General features: G+C 58.2%; 16 protein-coding genes and 1 pseudogene. 11 read left to right on the top strand and 6 right to left on the bottom strand.

Annotated features, from left to right (window positions below; genetic code table 11):
* Window positions 1–184 precede the first annotated feature (184 nt).
* From pilB to yacG, 5 genes are read left to right on the top strand one after another with little or no spacing between them, the layout of a single operon-like run.
* Window positions 185–1,879, top strand: a complete 1,695-nt coding sequence (gene pilB, locus B3N48_RS02185) for a type IV-A pilus assembly ATPase PilB (protein WP_296178891.1) — start codon at window positions 185–187, stop codon at window positions 1,877–1,879.
* A gap of 2 nt (window positions 1,880–1,881) precedes the next feature.
* Entirely contained in the window at window positions 1,882–3,099 is a 1,218-nt protein-coding gene (locus B3N48_RS02180; RefSeq protein ID WP_296178890.1) for a type II secretion system F family protein, read from the top strand.
* A 2-nt stretch (window positions 3,100–3,101) separates the two neighbouring features.
* Window positions 3,102–3,974, top strand: coding sequence for a prepilin peptidase (locus tag B3N48_RS02175; protein WP_296178889.1), 873 nt, complete (start codon window positions 3,102–3,104; stop codon window positions 3,972–3,974).
* Complete coding sequence (gene coaE / locus B3N48_RS02170) at window positions 3,971–4,603, top strand: dephospho-CoA kinase (RefSeq protein ID WP_296178888.1); 633 nt, start codon at window positions 3,971–3,973, stop codon at window positions 4,601–4,603. The genes B3N48_RS02175 and coaE overlap by 4 nt, the downstream gene beginning before the upstream one ends.
* Window positions 4,603–4,806: a DNA gyrase inhibitor YacG gene (yacG, locus tag B3N48_RS02165; RefSeq protein WP_296178887.1), complete on the top strand. Its 204-nt coding sequence runs from the start codon at window positions 4,603–4,605 to the stop codon at window positions 4,804–4,806. The genes coaE and yacG overlap by 1 nt, the downstream gene beginning before the upstream one ends.
* A 335-nt stretch (window positions 4,807–5,141) precedes the next feature.
* Here yacG and B3N48_RS02160 read toward each other — a convergent pair whose 3' ends face one another.
* Complete coding sequence (locus tag B3N48_RS02160; protein ID WP_296178886.1) at window positions 5,142–5,786, bottom strand: hydrolase; 645 nt, start codon at window positions 5,784–5,786, stop codon at window positions 5,142–5,144.
* Between the two features lie 154 nt (window positions 5,787–5,940).
* Here B3N48_RS02160 and B3N48_RS02155 point away from each other — a divergent pair, with 154 nt between their 5' ends.
* Complete coding sequence (locus tag B3N48_RS02155) at window positions 5,941–6,840, top strand: LysR family transcriptional regulator (protein ID WP_296178885.1); 900 nt, start codon at window positions 5,941–5,943, stop codon at window positions 6,838–6,840.
* Between the two features lie 125 nt (window positions 6,841–6,965).
* Here the strand turns inward: B3N48_RS02155 and B3N48_RS02150 are convergent, their stop codons facing one another.
* From B3N48_RS02150 to B3N48_RS02135, 4 genes are all read right to left on the bottom strand, one after another.
* Window positions 6,966–7,919 carry a 2-hydroxyacid dehydrogenase gene (locus B3N48_RS02150; protein ID WP_296178884.1) on the bottom strand — a complete coding sequence of 318 codons (954 nt, stop codon included), beginning with the start codon at window positions 7,917–7,919 and terminating at the stop codon, window positions 6,966–6,968.
* Between the two features lie 33 nt (window positions 7,920–7,952).
* Entirely contained in the window at window positions 7,953–8,717 is a 765-nt protein-coding gene (locus B3N48_RS02145; RefSeq protein ID WP_296178883.1) for an SDR family oxidoreductase, read from the bottom strand.
* Window positions 8,718–8,762: 45 nt separating this feature from the next.
* Window positions 8,763–9,458, bottom strand: coding sequence for a fumarylacetoacetate hydrolase family protein (locus B3N48_RS02140; protein WP_296179133.1), 696 nt, complete (start codon window positions 9,456–9,458; stop codon window positions 8,763–8,765).
* A gap of 297 nt (window positions 9,459–9,755) precedes the next feature.
* On the bottom strand, window positions 9,756–11,048 hold the full coding sequence (locus tag B3N48_RS02135; RefSeq protein WP_414704185.1) for an MFS transporter: 1,293 nt from the start codon (window positions 11,046–11,048) through the stop codon (window positions 9,756–9,758).
* Between the two features lie 373 nt (window positions 11,049–11,421).
* On the opposite strand from B3N48_RS02135, the gene B3N48_RS02130 reads away from it, so the two are divergent.
* The 4 genes and pseudogenes from B3N48_RS02130 to B3N48_RS02115 all read left to right on the top strand — a co-directional run bounded on the left by B3N48_RS02130 (window position 11,422) and on the right by B3N48_RS02115 (window position 14,781).
* Entirely contained in the window at window positions 11,422–12,324 is a 903-nt protein-coding gene (locus B3N48_RS02130) for a helix-turn-helix transcriptional regulator (RefSeq protein ID WP_296178881.1), read from the top strand.
* Between the two features lie 159 nt (window positions 12,325–12,483).
* Window positions 12,484–13,113: a DUF1780 domain-containing protein gene (locus B3N48_RS02125; RefSeq protein WP_296178880.1), complete on the top strand. Its 630-nt coding sequence runs from the start codon at window positions 12,484–12,486 to the stop codon at window positions 13,111–13,113.
* 133 nt (window positions 13,114–13,246) lie between these two features.
* Window positions 13,247–13,419, top strand: a pseudogene (locus tag B3N48_RS02120) (DUF3094 family protein).
* Window positions 13,420–13,482: 63 nt separating this feature from the next.
* Window positions 13,483–14,781: an NAD(P)/FAD-dependent oxidoreductase gene (locus B3N48_RS02115; protein ID WP_296178879.1), complete on the top strand. Its 1,299-nt coding sequence runs from the start codon at window positions 13,483–13,485 to the stop codon at window positions 14,779–14,781.
* A gap of 115 nt (window positions 14,782–14,896) precedes the next feature.
* On the opposite strand, the gene B3N48_RS02110 is transcribed toward B3N48_RS02115, so the two are convergent.
* Complete coding sequence (locus tag B3N48_RS02110; RefSeq protein ID WP_296178878.1) at window positions 14,897–16,297, bottom strand: diguanylate cyclase domain-containing protein; 1,401 nt, start codon at window positions 16,295–16,297, stop codon at window positions 14,897–14,899.
* A gap of 186 nt (window positions 16,298–16,483) precedes the next feature.
* Between B3N48_RS02110 and pstS the strand changes: the two genes are divergently transcribed.
* The gene (pstS, locus tag B3N48_RS02105; RefSeq protein WP_414704184.1) at window positions 16,484–17,485 is read left to right on the top strand and encodes a phosphate ABC transporter substrate-binding protein PstS; all 1,002 of its coding nucleotides are present in this window, start codon (window positions 16,484–16,486) and stop codon (window positions 17,483–17,485) included.
* Window positions 17,486–17,729: the final 244 nt, after the last annotated feature.

Genomic DNA, 17,729 nt, shown 5'->3' with positions numbered 1-17,729 from the left:
ATCCTGAGCACATGCCGTGCCAAATCCTGATTTGCTTAAAATCGTGGTCGGCAAACCACATCCGCTTCGCACAACTCTTTCGACCGCGCACAAACTGACGTTTTTTGTCACTTTCAATGTGGATATTTGGCAGCAAAGCCTGACTACGCTATAAACCACCCCACTGTCGGCGTTTGGTGGCTCTATGACTGATGTTGTTCTCACTGGTTTGGCTAAGCAGCTGGTCGTCGCCGAACTCCTCGATGAAAAATCTGCTCAGCAGGCTTACCAGCAAGCACGCCGCGACAAGATTTCCCTTGTCAGCTATCTGGTTCAAAACAAACTAGTTAAAAGCTTATTGCTTGCCGAAATGGCATCAGACCAGTTTGGGCTGCCTTTTCTCGACCTCACCACGCTGGACCGCGAGAGCCAGCCCAAGGGTCTCGTCAGCGAAAAGCTCGTTCGCCAGCATTCTGCACTCCCGCTCTGGCGGCGCGGTAATAAGCTGTTCGTGGGCGTGTCGGACCCAACCAATCACCAAGCGATCACTGATATTCAGTTCAGTACTGGCTTGAATACTGAAGCGATTTTGGTGGAGGACGACAAACTTAGCGTTGCCATCGACAAGATGTTCGATACCCATGGCGGGTTGAGCGAAATGGCGGATGTCGATCTCAGCCTAGAAATCGAAACCATGGTCGAGGCCAAAGAAGCGACCTTGGAAGAGGTGGATTCGGAAGACGCTCCCGTAGTCCGCTTCGTTAACAAAATGCTAATGGACGCTATCCGTCTTGGTTCATCAGACCTCCACTTCGAGCCTTACGAAAAAACATTCCGGGTCCGCTTGCGTACAGATGGCGTACTGCATGAGGTCGCCAAACCACCTACCCAACTTGCAGGCCGCATTGCAGCACGATTGAAGGTCATGGCTGGTCTGGACATTTCAGAACGCCGGAAGCCTCAAGACGGTCGCATTAAGTTGCGGATATCCAAAACCCGCGCGATTGATTTTCGGGTGAACACGCTCCCTACATTGTGGGGCGAAAAAATCGTTATGCGGATTCTTGATCCGACCAGTGCCCAAATGGGTATTGACGCCTTGGGCTATGAGCCGGAACAGAAAGAACTGTATTTGCAGGCGCTGCGGCAGCCTCAAGGCATGATTTTGGTTACGGGACCTACGGGTTCGGGTAAGACCGTATCGCTTTATACAGGCCTGAACATCCTCAATACCGTGGATATCAACATTTCAACTGCGGAAGATCCGGTCGAAATCAACCTCGAGGGCATCAACCAGGTGAACGTTAACCCCCGTCAGGGGATGGACTTTTCGCAAGCGCTTCGTGCGTTTCTTCGTCAGGATCCTGACGTGATTATGGTCGGTGAGATTCGAGACTTGGAAACGGCGGAAATCGCTATTAAGGCCTCGCAGACAGGGCATATGGTGCTCTCAACACTTCACACCAACAGCGCGGCCGAGACGCTGACCCGTTTGCATCACATGGGTATTGCAGCCTTCAATATCGCAACCGCTATCAACTTGATCATCGCGCAGCGCCTGGCCCGAAAGCTTTGTCCTCACTGTAAGAAAGAGATAGATGTGCCTCGCGAGACGCTGATTGCCGAAGGCTTTCCGGAAGACAAAATTGGCAAGTTCGCTTTGTATTCGCCCGTTGGCTGCGAGCACTGCAATGGTGGCTACAAGGGTAGGGTAGGTATTTACGAGGTGGTGAAGAATACCCCTGCCCTTGAAAGAATCATCATGGAAGAAGGCAACTCGATCGAGATTTCCGCACAGATGCGGAAAGACGGCTTTAACGATTTGCGCACGTCCGGTCTCAAAAAGGCAATGCAGGGGCTAACCAGCCTTGAGGAAATCAACCGCGTGACCAAGGACTAAGCATGGCTACCAAGGTAGTAAAAGCCAGTGTTTATAGCTGGGAAGGTCTGGATAAAAAAGGGACCAAGGTCACCGGTGAATTGTCGGGGCATAATCCGGCACTCATCAAAGCCCAGCTGCGTAAGCAGGGCATCAACCCCACCAAGGTCAGAAAAAAGTCGGTTTCGATTTTTGGCGCAGGCAAAAAAATCAAACCCTTGGACATTGCCTTCTTCAGTCGTCAAATGGCAACCATGATGAAGGCAGGCGTTCCGCTGCTCCAGTCGTTCGATATAATTTCCGAAGGCTCCGAAAACCCAAACATGCGGAAGCTGGTTGATGATCTGAAACAGGAAGTGGCAGCGGGTAATAGTTTCGCAACGGCGTTAAGAAGAAAACCTCAATATTTTGATGATCTGTTTTGCAACCTTGTCGACGCAGGCGAGCAGGCAGGTGCATTGGAATCACTGTTGGACCGCGTAGCGACCTATAAAGAAAAAACGGAAAAGCTCAAGGCCAAAATCAAAAAAGCCATGACTTACCCAATCGCCGTTCTTATCGTTGCGGTCATCGTTACGGGAATTCTGCTGATCAAAGTTGTCCCTCAATTTCAGGCGATTTTCACGAGTTTTGGCGCAGATCTGCCAGCTTTTACAAAGATGGTTGTCGCTCTTTCTCAGTTTGTCCAAGACAGCTGGTATTTCATCTTGGCTGGGCTTGTATTTGTGATATTCGCCTTTGGGAGAGCCTATAAAACCTCCGAGAAGTTTCGGGACTGGATGGATAAAGCGCTCTTAAAAGTTCCCGTCATCGGGCCGTTGATTTACAAATCCGCCGTAGCTCGCTACGCGCGCACACTCGCCACAACTTTTGCCGCTGGCGTTCCTCTGGTCGAAGCCTTGGACTCAGTAGCAGGAGCAACTGGCAACGTTGTCTTCAGAAATGCAGTGATCAAGGTTAAGCAAGATGTCTCCACCGGCATGCAACTGAACTTTTCGATGCGCAGTGTTGGCGTGTTTCCGATGCTTGCCGTGCAGATGACCTCCATCGGGGAAGAATCGGGCGCACTGGATTCGATGCTGGACAAGGTTGCTACTTATTACGAAGACGAAGTCGATAACATGGTCGACAGCCTGACAAGCCTGATGGAGCCGATGATCATGGCGGTGTTGGGTGTGGTCGTCGGTGGCCTTGTTCTGGCCATGTACCTCCCCATCTTCCAGCTCGGAAACGTCGTCTAACCATGTCCCTCCCCGACTTCCTGGCCAGCTCCCCGCTGGCCTTCGCCGTTTGTGCGTTAATCCTTGGTCTTCTCGTCGGCAGTTTCCTCAACGTCGTCGTTTACCGTCTCCCAAAAATGATGCTGCGCGACTGGAAAACCCAGGCCCGTGAAGTGCTGGAGCTCCCTCCAGAACCCACGCCGGAAACCTTCAACCTCCTCCTCCCCCGCTCCCGATGCCCGCATTGTTCGCACAAGATCCGCGCATGGGAGAATCTGCCGGTCATTAGCTACCTGGTTTTGGGCGGGAAGTGTTCGAGCTGCAAGGCGCCGATCAGCAAACGCTATCCGCTGGTCGAGCTGACGTGCGGGGTAATGTCGGCGTATGTCGCCTGGCATTTCGGTTTCGGTTGGCAGGCGGGCGCAGTGTTGGTGTTAAGTTGGGGGTTGTTGGCGATGAGTTTGATCGACGCCGATCACCAATTACTGCCGGATGCAATTGTGTTGCCGCTGCTGTGGTTGGGGTTGATCGTCAATGCGTTCGGGCTTTTCGCTTCGCTTTCCGATGCGCTGTGGGGCGCGGTGGCGGGGTATTTGGTGTTGTGGGGGGTGTTTTGGCTGTTCAAGCTGATCACGGGCAAGGAAGGCATGGGTTATGGCGATTTCAAGTTGCTGTCGATGCTGGGCGCTTGGGGTGGCTGGCAGATTTTGCCGTTGACGATTTTGTTGTCGTCGATTGTCGGCGCGGTGTTAGGCCTGATTTTGCTGCGTTTGCGCAATGTCGAGACGAGTACGCCGATCCCGTTCGGGCCGTATCTGGCGATTGCGGGGTGGATCGCCTTGCTCTGGGGTGATCAAATAACGACTTCATATTTGCAGATCGCTGGCTTCAGATGACCTCTCCTCACACGCAGCAACCTGCAACCCCCTGGATCCTAGGCCTGACGGGTGGCATTGGCAGCGGCAAGAGTGCGGCGGCGCAGTGTTTCGTCGATCTGGGCGTTCATTTGGTGGATGCCGATAATGCCGCGCGTTGGGTGGTTGAGCCTGGGCGCCCTGCCCTGGCGCAGATTGCCGAGCATTTCGGTGAAGGTGTGCTGCAGGCCGATGGCACGCTGAACCGTGGCGCGTTGCGAGAGCTGATTTTCAATGACCCTCAGCAGCGGGTCTGGCTCGAAGGGCTCCTACACCCGTTGATTCGTGAGGAAATCCGCCAATACCTGGCCCGCGCTGAGTCGCCCTACGCGATTCTGGTGTCGCCGCTGTTGCTTGAAACAACGCAGCATCAGATGGTGCAACGTGTGTTGGTGATCGATGTGCCGGAGGCGGTGCAGATCGAGCGCACAGTGCTTCGCGACAAGACCAACGAGGCGCAGGTCCGGGCGATCCTCAAGGCGCAGGCGAGTCGCGAGGAGCGACTGAGTCGGGCAGACGATGTGATCGTCAACGACCGCGACCCGATCTGGCTGAGAAGCGAGGTCGAGCGACTGCATCACTTTTACCTGACTTTGCGTGGAGGCCAATGATGAGCCAACCAATGACCGTCGATTGTCCAACCTGCGGGGCGCCTGTCGAATGGACGCCCGAGAGCAAATTTCGACCGTTCTGTTCTGACCGCTGCAAACTGATCGATCTGGGCGCGTGGGCGTCGGAAGAGCATGCGATTCCAGTGGCGCCGGACGCGGAGGATGAGTTGTTTTCCGGAGAATTCGAGCCGAAGCAGCATTGATCGCAGGGGTGTCAGAGGCAGCGTATTCGCTGGATTTGCTGCCGCTTCGCGCCAGATCGCTGCCGTCGTGCCTCCGGCGTCTCCTACAGAATCGGCTCCAAGCTGGACACCACCACTGCCACGATGGCGCAGGTTCATTCGCGCCATCGGGTGGGAAGCTTTGCCAAACCGTGTGAGTTAGCTCACCTGACGCTGTGGTGCGCCGTGGACCAGATCGCTGTCGTCGTGCCTCCGGCGCCTCCTACAGAATCGGCTCCAAGCTGGACACCACCACTGTGACGATGGCGCAGGTTCATTCGCGCCATCGGGTAGGAAGCTTCACCAAACCGTGTGAGTTAGCTCACCTGACGCTGTGGTGCGCCGTGGACCATGGTGTAGGCGTAGTCGACACCCATGCCGTAGGCGCCGCTGTGTTCGAGCACCAGTTGCATGACCGCTTCGTAAGTCTCTTTGTGTGCCCAATCGCGTTGGAATTCGAGCAGCACTTGTTGCCAGGTCACTGGGACCGCGCCTGCCTGAATCATGCGTTGCACAGACATGTCGTGGGCTTCTTTGGTGGTGCCGCCCGAAGCATCGGTGACGATGTAAACCTCGTAGCCTTCCGCCAGTGCGTCGAGGGTTGGGAAGTTCAGGCAGACCTCGGTCCAAAGGGCGGCGATGATCAGCTTCTTGCGACCGGTCGCTTTGACGGCGTCGACCAGTTTCTTGTCTTCCCAGGAGTTCATCGAGGTGCGCTCGATAGGCTGTTGGTCCGGGTGCACGGCCAGCAGTTCTGGCCAAATGTAACCACTGAAGCTCTGGGTTTCGACCGAGGTGTAGATCGTTGGCACGTTGAAGATTTTGGCGGCTTTGGCCAGGCCCACGGTGTTGTTCTTCAAGGTTTGGCGATCGATCGACTGCACGCCGAAGGCCATCTGAGGCTGGTGGTCGATCAGAATCAGTGCAGCATTGGTCGGGTTCAGCAGTTCGCGGATAGACATGGCATGTTCCTCTGGATTCGATAAGGGTCGTAGGGTTAGCCGCTAGAGCGCGTTGCGCTGTTTGCTTGCTGGCTTGGGGGCCAATCTACGGACTGGGCGGTATCGGGACAATCCCTTAGAATTGAGACTCATTGTTTCCAAAATAGGAACGCTCATGGATCGCATCGAATGCATGCGCGCGTTTGTTGCCACCGTAGGTGCTAACGGGTTCGCTGCAGCTGCCCGCGCGCTGGACGTACCGCGCTCGAAAGTCAGCAAACAGATTCAGGCGCTGGAAGAGGCGATTGGCGTGCAGTTGCTGCAACGCACAACGCGCAGCCTGCATCTGACTGAAGCCGGGGCGGAGTACTACGACGCCTGTCGCGATGTCATTGCGGCTTTGGACGAAGCCGAACAACGGGCGCGCACGGGCATGGGCGAGATTCGCGGGGTGTTGCGGGTCAACGCGCCGATGTCGTTCGGACTGAGTCGGCTGGGGCCGTTGATTCCGCGGTTCAATGCGCTGCACCCGAATGTCGAGTTGCAGGTGGTGCTCAGCGATCAACAGGTCGACCCGGTGAAAGGCGGCTTTGACGTGACGATCCGCATCGCCAGTCTGCCGGACTCCTCGCTGGTGGCGCGATCGCTGGCGCCCGCGCCTCGGCTGATGGTCGCGTCGCCTGGATACCTCGCCAAACATGGCGCGCCGCAGACGCCGAAAGACCTGGCGAATCACCCTTTTCTCAGTTACGGCTACCTGCAAAGCGGGATCAGCCTGCAACTGTGCAACGGCAAAGAGACGCAACGTGTCACGGTCAGTGGGCCGTTGCACGCGAACAATGGCGACATTCTGGCTCAGGCGGCGGTGGGGGGAATGGGCATCGCGTTGTTGCCCAACTTCATCGTCGAACGAGCCGTGGCGGAGGGGCGCTTGCAGGCGGTGTTGACCGACTGGCAGGCCCCGGCGATTTCGGTGAATGCGGTGTACCCCTCGGCGCGCCGAGTGCCATTGAAAACTCGGGCGTTCATTGATTTTCTGGTCGCGGAACTGGCGTTGGGGTCGGCGAGGTTTTGATTCTGCCCGAAGGGCGTCGGGGCCGGCGTGTTGGCGAATGCGGCGAGCCAGTGACAGTTGAGATGACTCATGCACCGATTTCGCCAGCAAGCCGGCTCCGGAATGACCAGCGGAGTCGGCAAAATCTATGCGACGGCGCCAACCGGCTCCTTACCCTCCAGAACTGCCGCCAGACTCGCCAATACCATCTCGCCCATCTTGGTACGCGTCTGCACGGTGGCGCTGGCGCGATGGGGTTGGAGGATGACGGTTTCCAGCCCGAACAACACGTCGGGCACGTTTGGCTCATCGACGAACACGTCCAGCCCGGCGCCAGCGATTAATCCCGATTGCAAGGCGGCGACGAGGTCTGGCTCGTTGACCAGGCTGCCCCGCGCGACGTTGATCAGATACCCCTGCGCGCCCAACGCTTCCAGCACCCGGGCGTTGATGATGCCTTTGGCTTTGTCGGCTGCCGCTGCGACGATCAGTGCGTCGCTTTGACGGGCCAGCTCCACCAGATCGCTGACGAAGGTGTAAGGCACGTCGCTCATTGCATTGAGGTCGGTGTAGCGGATCGGGCACCCGAACGCCGCGGCTCGGGTGGCCACGGCACGCCCGACCCGCCCCAGCCCCACGATGCCCACGCGCATGCCGCTGAACTGACGCGCCAAAGGCAACGGCACCAGTGGCGTAGCGGTTCTGGCCCACTCGCCGGAACGCACGTAGCGGTCGCCTGTTCCCAACCCGCGACAGGCCGAGATCAACAGGCCGATGGCGAGGTCCGCGACGTCTTCGGTCAGCGCGCCAATCGTTGCAGTCACGCGAATGCCGCGATCACGGGCGTACGCCAGATCGACGGCATCGGTTCCAACGCCATTGACCGCGATCACCTCGACCTTGGGCAGTTGCTCCATCACCGCCCGCGTGATGCCCGTATGTCCGCCCGTGACAACGCCGCGGATGTGAGCGCCGTGCTTGGCCAGGTACGCCGCCTTGTCGGTTTGTTGAAAATACGGGCGCACGGTGTAGAGCGCATTCAACCGCGCGTTGATGTCGGGGATGAGGATCGGGCTCAGTTGCAGGATTTCAGGTTTCATCGAAGTCTCGCTTGCATCAGAAGGCAAAAAGGATCAACCACGGCCCACGAAAGGCATGTTGGTCGCCATGACGGTCATGTTCAGCACGTTGGCCGACAGTGGCAGCGCCGAGATGTAGCGCACGGCGTCGGCGATGTGTTTGACGTCGATCATCGGCTCTACCGCTATCGAGCCATTGGCCTGGCGCACGCCCTTGGTCATGCGCACCGACAGCTCGGTCAATGCGTTGCCGATGTCGATCTGGCTGCAAGCGATGTTGAATTCGCGGCCATCCAGCGCGAGGCTCTTGGTGAGGCCCAACACCGCGTGTTTGCTGGCCGTGTACGGCGCGGTGAACGGCCGCGGCACATGGGCGGAAATCGAACCGTTGTTGATGATCCGGCCCCCTTGCGGCGACTGCTTGCGCATCAAGCCGAACGCGCCACGGCTGCAGAGGAAAACGCCGGTGACGTTGGTGTCGATCACGCTCAGCCATTTCTCGACCGGCAACTCGTCCATCGGCACCGCAGGAGCGTTGACACCCGCGTTGTTGAAGACAACGTCGAGTCGGCCGTAAACCTCGTCAATGGTCGCGAACAGCGTGTCGACGCTGGCCGGATCGCGCACGTCGGTGGAGACCGCCAGCGCTTCGCCGCCCTGCTCGCGGGCGAGGGCCACGAGTTCTTCCAGCGGTTCGATGCGGCGTCCGGTGACGACGACCTTGTAGCCGTCTTCCAGCAGCCCCAGTGCCACGGCGCGACCGATGCCACTGCCTGCGCCGGTGACCAAAGCGATTTTTGCGAGGGATTGTTCAGTCATTATTGTTCTCCTGTTGCGTGTCTGATTGCGTGTGGCGCGGGTCAGTCAGCGACGGCTGCCGACGCGCATTTCCAGTTCGCCGATGCCGGTGATGCCCGCGTTGATCACGTCCCCCGTCTGAAGCGCTGCGACGCCAGGCGGTGTGCCGGTCATGATCAAATCTCCGGCGCGCAGGCCGACGGAATGGGAAAGCTGGCTGATGATTTCGCTCACTGACCAGATCTGGCTGTCGAGGTCCGAGCGCTGACGTTCGACGCCGTTGACCCTGAGCCAGATCGCGCCCTGTGTCGGATGGCCGTCAGCAGTGGCGGGCTTGATCGGCGTGATCGGCGCAGAACCGTCGAACGCCTTCGCAGGCTCCCACGGGTTGCCGACCGCTTTGGCCGCCATTTGCAGATCGCGCCGGGTCAGGTCCAGGCCTGCGGCATAGCCCCAGACGTGGTCCAGAGCCTGCGCCTCGCTGATCTCGAAGCCGTCTTTGCCGACGGCGACCACCAGTTCGATTTCGTGACAGAACTGCTCGGTCTGGGTCGGAAAATCCAGCTCACCGACGGCGTCGATTACCGACGTCGCGGGCTTCATGAAGAATGCCGGGACTTCGCGCACGGCGTTGAGGGTGTCGCCCCAGTAATAATTGCGGCCCAGGCAGAACACGCGGGCGACAGGAAAGCGCGCGTCGCTACCGCTCACAGGCAGGCTGTGAATACGCGGGGGGTCAAAGACAAAGTTGTTCATGGAAATTCCCTTGGGCCCGGAGGGGGTGATCGTCGGTTTTCATGACGCCCTGCAGGAGTGAACTTGCTCGCGATGCCATCTGACTGTGTCCACATGCATCGACCTCTACGCCGCTTTAGCGAGCAAGCTCACTGCTACAGGGATTACCGTTTTAACCAGAGACTACGGGATCGAAACGCCTGAAAGTTGGACAAAACCGTGTTAGCGCTGGACTAAAACCCTCAATGTCGCGGGCATAAAAAAGGCGCACTCACGTACGCCTTTGCCCAGATCGGCAGAAGGTCACACACACATTCGTAACGCTTACCGAGCCTTGAGTTGGATGCGATAAATGCGGCCCAGCAAGAGCGAGTAAGACAGAGAGCCCATGCACGCCAGACCGCCGATGAACCAGAACGCCCAGGCGAAACCACCTGTCACGTGAAGGATCTGGCCGATGACGATCGGCGTCACGATGCCACCGATATTTGCCGCCAAGCTAGTGACGCCACCGGTCAGGCCGATCAGCTCTTTAGGCGCGATTTCGGAGACCGCCGCCCACGAAGCGGACGCGATGCCCTGGGCGAAGAACGCGACGGTCAACAGCACGATGCACACGGTGTTGGAGTCGGTGAAGTTCACCAGCATGATCGACATGCCGAGCGCCGAACCCACTACCAATGGCAGCTTGCGGGCAAAGGACAGCGAGACACCGCGGCGAATCAGCCAGTCGGAAACGATGCCTGCCAACAGCACGCCGACCGTTGCGCCAATGAAGGGCAGAATTGCGAAGATCCCGACTTTCACCATGGTCAGATGACGCTCTTCGATCAGGTACGTCGGGAACCAGGTCAGGAAGAAATACAGCACCGAGGTGTTGGCGAATTTGCCAATGCAAATGGCCCACACTTGCCGGTACTGAAACAGCTCGGCGATCTGCGCCCATTTGAATTTATTTTTGTCCTGGCTGCTTTTGACCAGGCCGCCGCCCGCTTCGATGTACTCCAGTTCCTGCTTGCTGACTTTTTTGCAGCTCAGCGGATCGCGGTAGAGGTACAACCAGGCGATGCCAAAAAGAATCCCGACGATACCGGTGCTGTAGAACACGTGACGCCAGTCGTAGGTCGTCGCCAGCCATAGCAGCAGGCCGGTGAACAGCGCTGTTCCCAGATACTGACCACAGACGTAGATGCTGCTGGCCATGCCCCTTTCCCGGGCCGGGAACCAGACCGTGACGGCACGACTGTTGGCCGGGAACGCCGGGGCTTCCATGGCGCCGATCACCAGTCGCAGGCCGAACAGCGATGTGAAACCGCCTGCCAACCCTTGGCAAACAGTGACGGCAGACCAGGAGATCAGTGAGACGCCGTACGTCAGTCGGGAGCCGAAGCGGTCGGCGATGAAACCGGCCGGTACCAGCGCGAAAGCGTAAGTCCAGGCAAACGCGGAGAAGATCAGGCCCATCTGGACTTTATCGAGTCCCAGGTCCTTGGCCATGAAGGGCGCAGCGATGGAAATGTTGACCCGGTCCACGTAGTTGATGATCGTCGCGATCAACAACAGCGAGAGCATGAACCAGCGCCGATGGGAGGTGGGACGTGCGGGAGCGGCGGCCATCGGCGCGGCCACGGCAGCATCGATCGCCTGAATATCAGGGTTGCTCGACATGAGAATTCCTCATTGTTTTTATTGGAATCGAGTGATGAAGCGCGCTTCCTAAGTTATCGTACGACATGTTTTAAACAAGACGCGGCTTAGAACGTTTTTGGATTTCAGAGCGCCCGCGTAATGAAATGTCCAAAAAAAAGTGAGCGCCCGCGACCAAAAACTTTCGTGCGAAGACTGACGAAACCCTTGAGATAGAGCGGTTTTTTTTGCCTGATGCGGAAGGCTTTTTTTGGACAAAAATATCCGGGTTCATGAACAGAAAGATTTTGAATGCTGTCGTATGACAACTGACAATGATGGCAGACGATTGAGGACTACCACGATGGACTCTGCTAATCGCATCCCCACTTTCGGCATGCAGCAACGCAGCGAGCGGCCGGATTTCTACATCCGGGGCAAGACTGAAGGCAAGCCGGAAACCGCGCCTCACCGGCACGAGTATTTCCAGATTCAGATCAATCTGGGAGGCGACACGGTGCAGCACATTGGCGGCGTCGTCCGGCCGTTTCCACGCAACACGCTGGCGTTCATCCTGCCGCACAAACTGCACCTGATTCCGCACCCGCCCGAAGGCAATTTTCTGCTGATCAACTTTGCTCAGACGTTTCTGCTGCCCCAGTTGCAATGCGATCCGCTGGACCTCGAAGACGTGGCGATTGCACTGGCGCCCGAGCTGTCGCCGTTTCGATTTCAAGAGCATCTGGACTTCACTCTCGACGCTGATCACTTCGTGCAGATTCAGCACCTGCTTGACCGCATGCGTACGCTGGACCAGAACCGCCAATTCGGCACGCGGGAAATCCTCAAGGGGTGTTTGCTGCAATTGATCGGTACGGTCTGCGCGCTCTACGCCGAGCCCATCAAACTGCTGGCCGACGATAACGCCGCCGAGCGCAGCCGGCGCGACGCACTGGCGCGCATGTCCGAATACGTGCGCAAAAACCTCGGCGACCCCGACCTGAGCCTGAAAAAAGCCGCGTCAGCCGCGTTCCTTTCACCCAATTACCTGACCCACTGGTTACGCAAAGAGGTCGGCAAGACCTTCAGCGAACTGGTGCTAGAACGCCGCATGCACCTGGCACGCACCTTGTTGCTCAACGGCAGCAAACCCGTCGGTGAAGTTGCGCGACTGTGCGGGTTTGCAGACAAGGCGTACTTTTCACGGCGGTTTCGTCACGCCCATGGGATGCCGCCGGGGCAATTCAGGAAACAGCGGGATGTGTAATCCTGATTTTAGGCGCACGCGATAGGCTTCTGTGCAGAGGGCGCGGGAGCACGCTTGATCCCACGGCGTTCGGCCAGAATCGAAAGCCAGAACCAGAGCCTTCAACTTTATGTTCCACCGGACGTTTCATCTTCACACCAGAGCGCTAAGCTCTCCCCCATGGACGACTCCGATTACCTCCGTCTACTGACGATACAGGCCGAGCAGGCCAATGCGTTCCTGTCCAATGCGCGTAAATGGGAACGTGAGCGTTGGGTGTGCCAACGCTTGCTGCAAGGCCTGAACATTCCCCACCGTGCTGACGACTTTCTGCCGGCCGGGCAGGAACCGCCCGACGTATTGTTTCGCGATGCGTGTTTTGAGGTGTTTTTCGTGCTCGACGAGGGGCGGCGGCTCAATGATGAGTGGCGCGAGGAGTTGCAACGGCGGCGCAGTGCGTTTTCGCTGAGTCAACTGGTGCGGCGCGAAGCCAAGCCCAAGCGCATTCCTGCCTCTGAGTTGCTGCGTCGTCTGGCACCGACGCTGCGCAAAAAAGCCCACAACTATCGGGAGCGCGGGTTGGACCTGGGCGAGTTGGACATCATCGCGTTCGCCAGCCTCAAGCGCGAGGTGCTGGACCTGAACAGCCACTTCCCTCCCCCCACCGAATATTTGCGCCAGGGCTGGCGGTCGCTCTCGTTGGTCGGCCCGACCTTCGCCCGCGTGCTGTTCGCGCACCCCGATGCGCCTGATTTCCTGCGCACGAACCTCGGGCGTAGCGTGGTGTTCGATGTGGGGATCAGCCTGTGATGGCGCAATGTCCGCATGAATGTTACAAAGCGGCATTGCTCGTTGATCACCGTTGAGGGCTGCGGCCCTCGGCGAAGTTACCGCACTGCAGGCCGCCGTCGAATGACGTCGGTCAACGTCATGACGAGGCTTTATGAACCGTCACCTGAACCCCGACGACCAGACACATGTCGAACAGTACCGTGAAGCGCCTCAGCATCAAGTCGAGCGCCGGCCTTTGGGCCTTGGCTGCTCCTTGGGGTGGTGCTCGTCGTGGTAATCGGGTTGGGCCGGTCGAGCCATTTACTGAGCTGTCTGTCGCTATGAGCTGCCTGGCGCTCGCGCGGATAACCCCATTTGAGAATTCCTTAAGCCTTATGAGATATCCCCATGACTCATCGTATTGTGATCGTCGGCGGAGGCGCCGGTGGTCTGGAACTGGCTACCCGTCTGGGTAAAACCCTCGGCAAGAAAGGCACGGCCAGCGTCACGCTGGTGGACGCCAATCTGACTCACATCTGGAAACCGTTGCTGCACGAAGTCGCCGCCGGTTCGCTCAATTCCTACGAGGACGAGCTGAACTACGTGGCGCAGGCCAAGTGGAACCACTTCCAGTTTCAGTTGGGTCGGATGCAAGGCCTGGATCGCGAGAACAAACAGATCCACCTCGCTGCCACTCTGGACGAAAACGGCAACGAATTGGTCCCGGCGCGCAGTCTGGGTTACGACTCGCTGGTGATTTCTGTCGGCAGCACGACCAACGATTTCGGCACCAAAGGTGCGGCCGAGCACTGCCTGTTTCTGGACACGCGCAAGCAGGCCGAACGCTTTCACCAGCAGTTGCTGAACCGCTATCTGCGCGCCCACGCCACTGAGCTCGCAGCCACCGAAGAAATCAACGTGGCCATCGTCGGCGCGGGCGCGACGGGGGTTGAACTCGCCGCCGAGCTGCACAACGCGGCCCACGAGTTGGCAGCGTATGGCCTCGGGCAGATCAAGCCGGAAAACCTGCGCATCACCGTGATCGAAGCAGGCCCTCGCGTATTGCCCGCGTTGCCCGAGCGTATCGGCGGCCCGGTGCATAAAACCCTTGAGAAACTGGGCGTCACCGTACTGACCAACTCAGCCGTCAGTGAAGTGACGGCGGAAGGTCTGGTGACCGCAACCGGCCAGGTCATTCCTGCGACGTTGAAGGTATGGGCGGCAGGGATTCGCGCTCCCGCGTTTCTGGAGGGCATTGCGGGGCTTGAGACCAACCGGATCAATCAGCTGCAGGTGCGCCCGACGCTGCAAACCACCCGCGACGACAATATTTTTGCGTTCGGCGACTGTGCGGCCTGTCCGCAAAAAGGCTCGGACCGAAACGTGCCGCCACGCGCTCAAGCAGCACACCAGCAGGCATCGTTGTTGGTGAAATCGTTGAGGCTGCGCATAGAAGGTGGCGAGCTGCCGGAGTACCGTTACAAGGATTACGGCTCGCTGATTTCGCTGTCGAAGTTTTCAGCAGTGGGCAATCTGATGGGCAACCTCACGGGCAGCGTGATGCTGGAGGGCTGGCTGGCGCGGATGTTTTATGTCTCGCTGTACCGCATGCACCAGATGGCGTTGTACGGAATGTTCCGCACGGCGATGCTGATGCTCGGCAGCCGAATCGGACGCGGAACCGAGCCAAGGATGAAGCTGCACTGATGTTGGTCCAGGGTCCGCCGCGCATATGCGGCGGACGCGCTTCTGCCGAAGGCATAGGCTTGCCGAGGTAGCGCGATGCGGCACTGCTCCATACCTCGGACGAGCACATACCGACTTACGGCATCACCTGCCCTTTCCCCGAATGTTTGGCCTTGTACATCCAGCGGTCTGCTTCGCGCATCAGTTCGTCGGGGGCTTTGCCGGAGCCGGGTTCGTACATCGAAAACCCGGCGCTGGCATTGGTGCGAATCACGCCACCTTTGAGGATGATCGGCTCAGCAATCGCGGCGATCAGCTTCTTCGCCACCTCCCTCGCCTCGTCAACGCCCGGCACGATGCCTTCGAGAATCACGATGAATTCATCGCCCGCCAGGCGTATCAGGCTGTCGGTACGACGTACGCAGCTTTGCAAGCGCGTCGCGACGGCCCGCAGCAGATCGTCGCCCGCGTCGTGGCCGAAGGTGTCGTTCACAGCCTTGAAGCCATCCAGGTCGATGAACATCAGCGCCAGTTGCAAGCCTGATCGGTCCGAGCGTGCTTGGGCAATCGGCAGAATGGCGTCCAGCGCACGGCGGTTGAACAAGCCGGTGAGCGCATCATGGCGCGCCTCCTGCTCTAGCTCTTTACGTGACTGAATGTTCTCGATGATGGAGATGAAATACTCGAGATCCCCGTCTTCAGACAGCTTTTTGGTGACGCTAAGGTTGATCCAGACCGGCTGACCGTTCTTGCGCAGGTAGCGCTTTTCCAGCTGATAGCGATCGATTTTGTTGTCGATCAGTTGGGTGAGCAATTCGATGTCGGTGTTCAGGTCGTCCGGATGGGTGATGTCCTGAAACGTCAGGTCTTTGAGCTCATCGGGCGTGTAGCCAATGATCTCGCACAAGGCCGAGTTGACGCTGATCCAGCCGCCGTCGGGGGCCACCAGTGCGATCCCCACTGAGGCCAGCTCAAACATCGACCGATACCCGGCTTCGCTGGCTCTCATCAGCGCGTCAGAACGGTTCTTTTGCAAACGCGCCAGCATCAGATTTTCCCGCAACTGCATTTCACGACTGACGATGTCAGCCAGCTCACGCAAGATCTCCAGTTCGTCTTGCGTCAGTTGCCGGGGTCGTTCATCGATGGCGCACAGCGTACCGAGCGCGAAGCCTTTGCTGGTGCGAATGGGTACGCCGGCATAAAAGCGAATATGAGGGGCACCAGTGACCATCTGGTTGTCGCGGAAGCGTTCGTCTTCGGCCGCATCCGGAACCACCAGCGGCGTGGCCTGCAAAATGGCATGGGCGCAGAAGGCTAGTTCTCGCGGCGTTTCCGTCGCGTCCAGACCCTGGCGGGACTTGAACCACTGCCGATCGTCATCCACCAACGACACAAGGGCGATGGGCACATCGAGCACCCTTGCCACCAGCCGAGTGATCCGATCAAGAGAAGCTTCGGCGGGCGTATCGAGTATTTCCAGACTGTGCAGCGCCTCGAGGCGCTCTTTTTCATACGGAGAAACTGACGCTTTCATAAATTCCGCCGCCCCAGAAAAGACTGTCTGGAGTCTATACCGGGTCATGGGAATGCGCATCCCGCGCGGACAGCGGCTTCCGGCAACGCCTTGTCATAAAAATGTGCTGATTACTGTGATCCCATTAAGACATCACACCCGATGTCGCTCGATCACAGGAAGTCATCCATGTTTCAACTGTCCCGAATGATGCTGGCCAGCGGTCTAGGCATTGCGCTCAATCTGTCCCTGTCCGCCAGCGCTGTTGCAGCCCAGGAAGTCACGGGCGCCGGTTCCACGTTCATCTATCCGGTCCTGTTCAAGTGGGCCACCGATTACGATCAGAAAACCGGCGTGAAAGTGAATTACCAAAGCGTGGGTTCAGGCGCGGGTGTCGCTCAGATCAAAGATGGCGCCGTGGATTTCGGCGCAACAGACATGCCGATCCATTCAGCCGAACTGGAGAAGTTGGGCCTGCAGCAATTCCCATCGGTGATCGGTGGGGTCGTTCCCGTCATCAATGTAGCGTCGATCAAAACTGGAACGCTGAAGCTGACGGGTTCGGTGTTGGCCGGCATCTATTTGGGCAACATCAAGAAGTGGAACGACCCGGCCCTGACAGCGCTTAACACCGATTTGAAACTGCCGGACAGTGCCATCAACGTCGTGTATCGCTCGGACGATTCAGGCACGACCTTCAATTGGGCCAGCTACCTGTCCACTGTCAGCGCAGAATGGAAAGGCAAAGTCGGCGCAGGGACGTCGGTTAAGTGGCCAGTCGGCATCGGCAGTAAAGGCAGCGAGGGGGTGGCATCGTACGTGAAAAAAATGCCGAACTCGATCGGCTATGTCGAGTTCGCCTACATCAAGCAGCAAGGTATGAATTTCGGACTGTTACAGAACGCCGCGGGCAAGTTCGTGGCACCGAGTACCGAGTCGTTTCAGGCCGCAGCGGCTACCGCAGACTGGAAGAACGCCAAGGACTTTGACGTCTCGATGCTCAACGCCCCAGGCGAAAACGCTTACCCCGTGACCGCCGCGACATTCATCGTGATGTACAAACAGCCCAAGAACCCCAACCAGCAGAAAACGGTGCAGGACTTCTTTCGCTGGACCCTGGAAAGCGGTCAGGAACAGGCTCGCGCGCTGGACTTCGCCCCTATCCCCAGTGACCTGAAAACCCAGATCGAAGCGTCCTGGAGGCAGTGATGGGTGACAGGCGGTGCACCCTGCCACCGGGTAAGTCGCCTAATCCACCACCCTCGCGACCCTCGTGCCTCCGGCTGCTCCCGCAAGTTTCGTGTTGGCTCGGAGAAGCAGGTATGACTGACGGCGGCGCAAGCGGTGGATCAAGAAAGACAAAAGCAGCAGACAAAAAAAAGCCCGGACTTGAAGGTTTACTCTTCGGTCCAGGCACTTTCAAGCTTACAAAAATGGTCGGGGTAAGGGGATT

It is taken from the genome of Pseudomonas sp. UBA1879, assembly GCF_002338065.1.
Classification (GTDB): domain Bacteria; phylum Pseudomonadota; class Gammaproteobacteria; order Pseudomonadales; family Pseudomonadaceae; genus Aquipseudomonas.
Note: the sequence above shows the minus strand (reverse complement) of the source record. Positions and strands in the feature narration are given on the sequence as shown.

Coding starts and splice junctions, on each gene's coding strand:
- pilB (WP_296178891.1), top strand. CDS start 185: ATGACTGATGTTGTTCTCACTGGTTTGGCTAAGCAGCTGGTCGTCGCC.
- B3N48_RS02180 (WP_296178890.1), top strand. CDS start 1,882: ATGGCTACCAAGGTAGTAAAAGCCAGTGTTTATAGCTGGGAAGGTCTG.
- B3N48_RS02175 (WP_296178889.1), top strand. CDS start 3,102: ATGTCCCTCCCCGACTTCCTGGCCAGCTCCCCGCTGGCCTTCGCCGTT.
- coaE (WP_296178888.1), top strand. CDS start 3,971: ATGACCTCTCCTCACACGCAGCAACCTGCAACCCCCTGGATCCTAGGC.
- yacG (WP_296178887.1), top strand. CDS start 4,603: ATGAGCCAACCAATGACCGTCGATTGTCCAACCTGCGGGGCGCCTGTC.
- B3N48_RS02160 (WP_296178886.1), bottom strand. CDS start 5,786: ATGTCTATCCGCGAACTGCTGAACCCGACCAATGCTGCACTGATTCTG.
- B3N48_RS02155 (WP_296178885.1), top strand. CDS start 5,941: ATGGATCGCATCGAATGCATGCGCGCGTTTGTTGCCACCGTAGGTGCT.
- B3N48_RS02150 (WP_296178884.1), bottom strand. CDS start 7,919: ATGAAACCTGAAATCCTGCAACTGAGCCCGATCCTCATCCCCGACATC.
- B3N48_RS02145 (WP_296178883.1), bottom strand. CDS start 8,717: ATGACTGAACAATCCCTCGCAAAAATCGCTTTGGTCACCGGCGCAGGC.
- B3N48_RS02135 (WP_414704185.1), bottom strand. CDS start 11,048: ATGGCCGCCGCTCCCGCACGTCCCACCTCCCATCGGCGCTGGTTCATG.
- B3N48_RS02130 (WP_296178881.1), top strand. CDS start 11,422: ATGGACTCTGCTAATCGCATCCCCACTTTCGGCATGCAGCAACGCAGC.
- B3N48_RS02125 (WP_296178880.1), top strand. CDS start 12,484: ATGGACGACTCCGATTACCTCCGTCTACTGACGATACAGGCCGAGCAG.
- B3N48_RS02115 (WP_296178879.1), top strand. CDS start 13,483: ATGACTCATCGTATTGTGATCGTCGGCGGAGGCGCCGGTGGTCTGGAA.
- B3N48_RS02110 (WP_296178878.1), bottom strand. CDS start 16,297: ATGAAAGCGTCAGTTTCTCCGTATGAAAAAGAGCGCCTCGAGGCGCTG.
- pstS (WP_414704184.1), top strand. CDS start 16,484: ATGATGCTGGCCAGCGGTCTAGGCATTGCGCTCAATCTGTCCCTGTCC.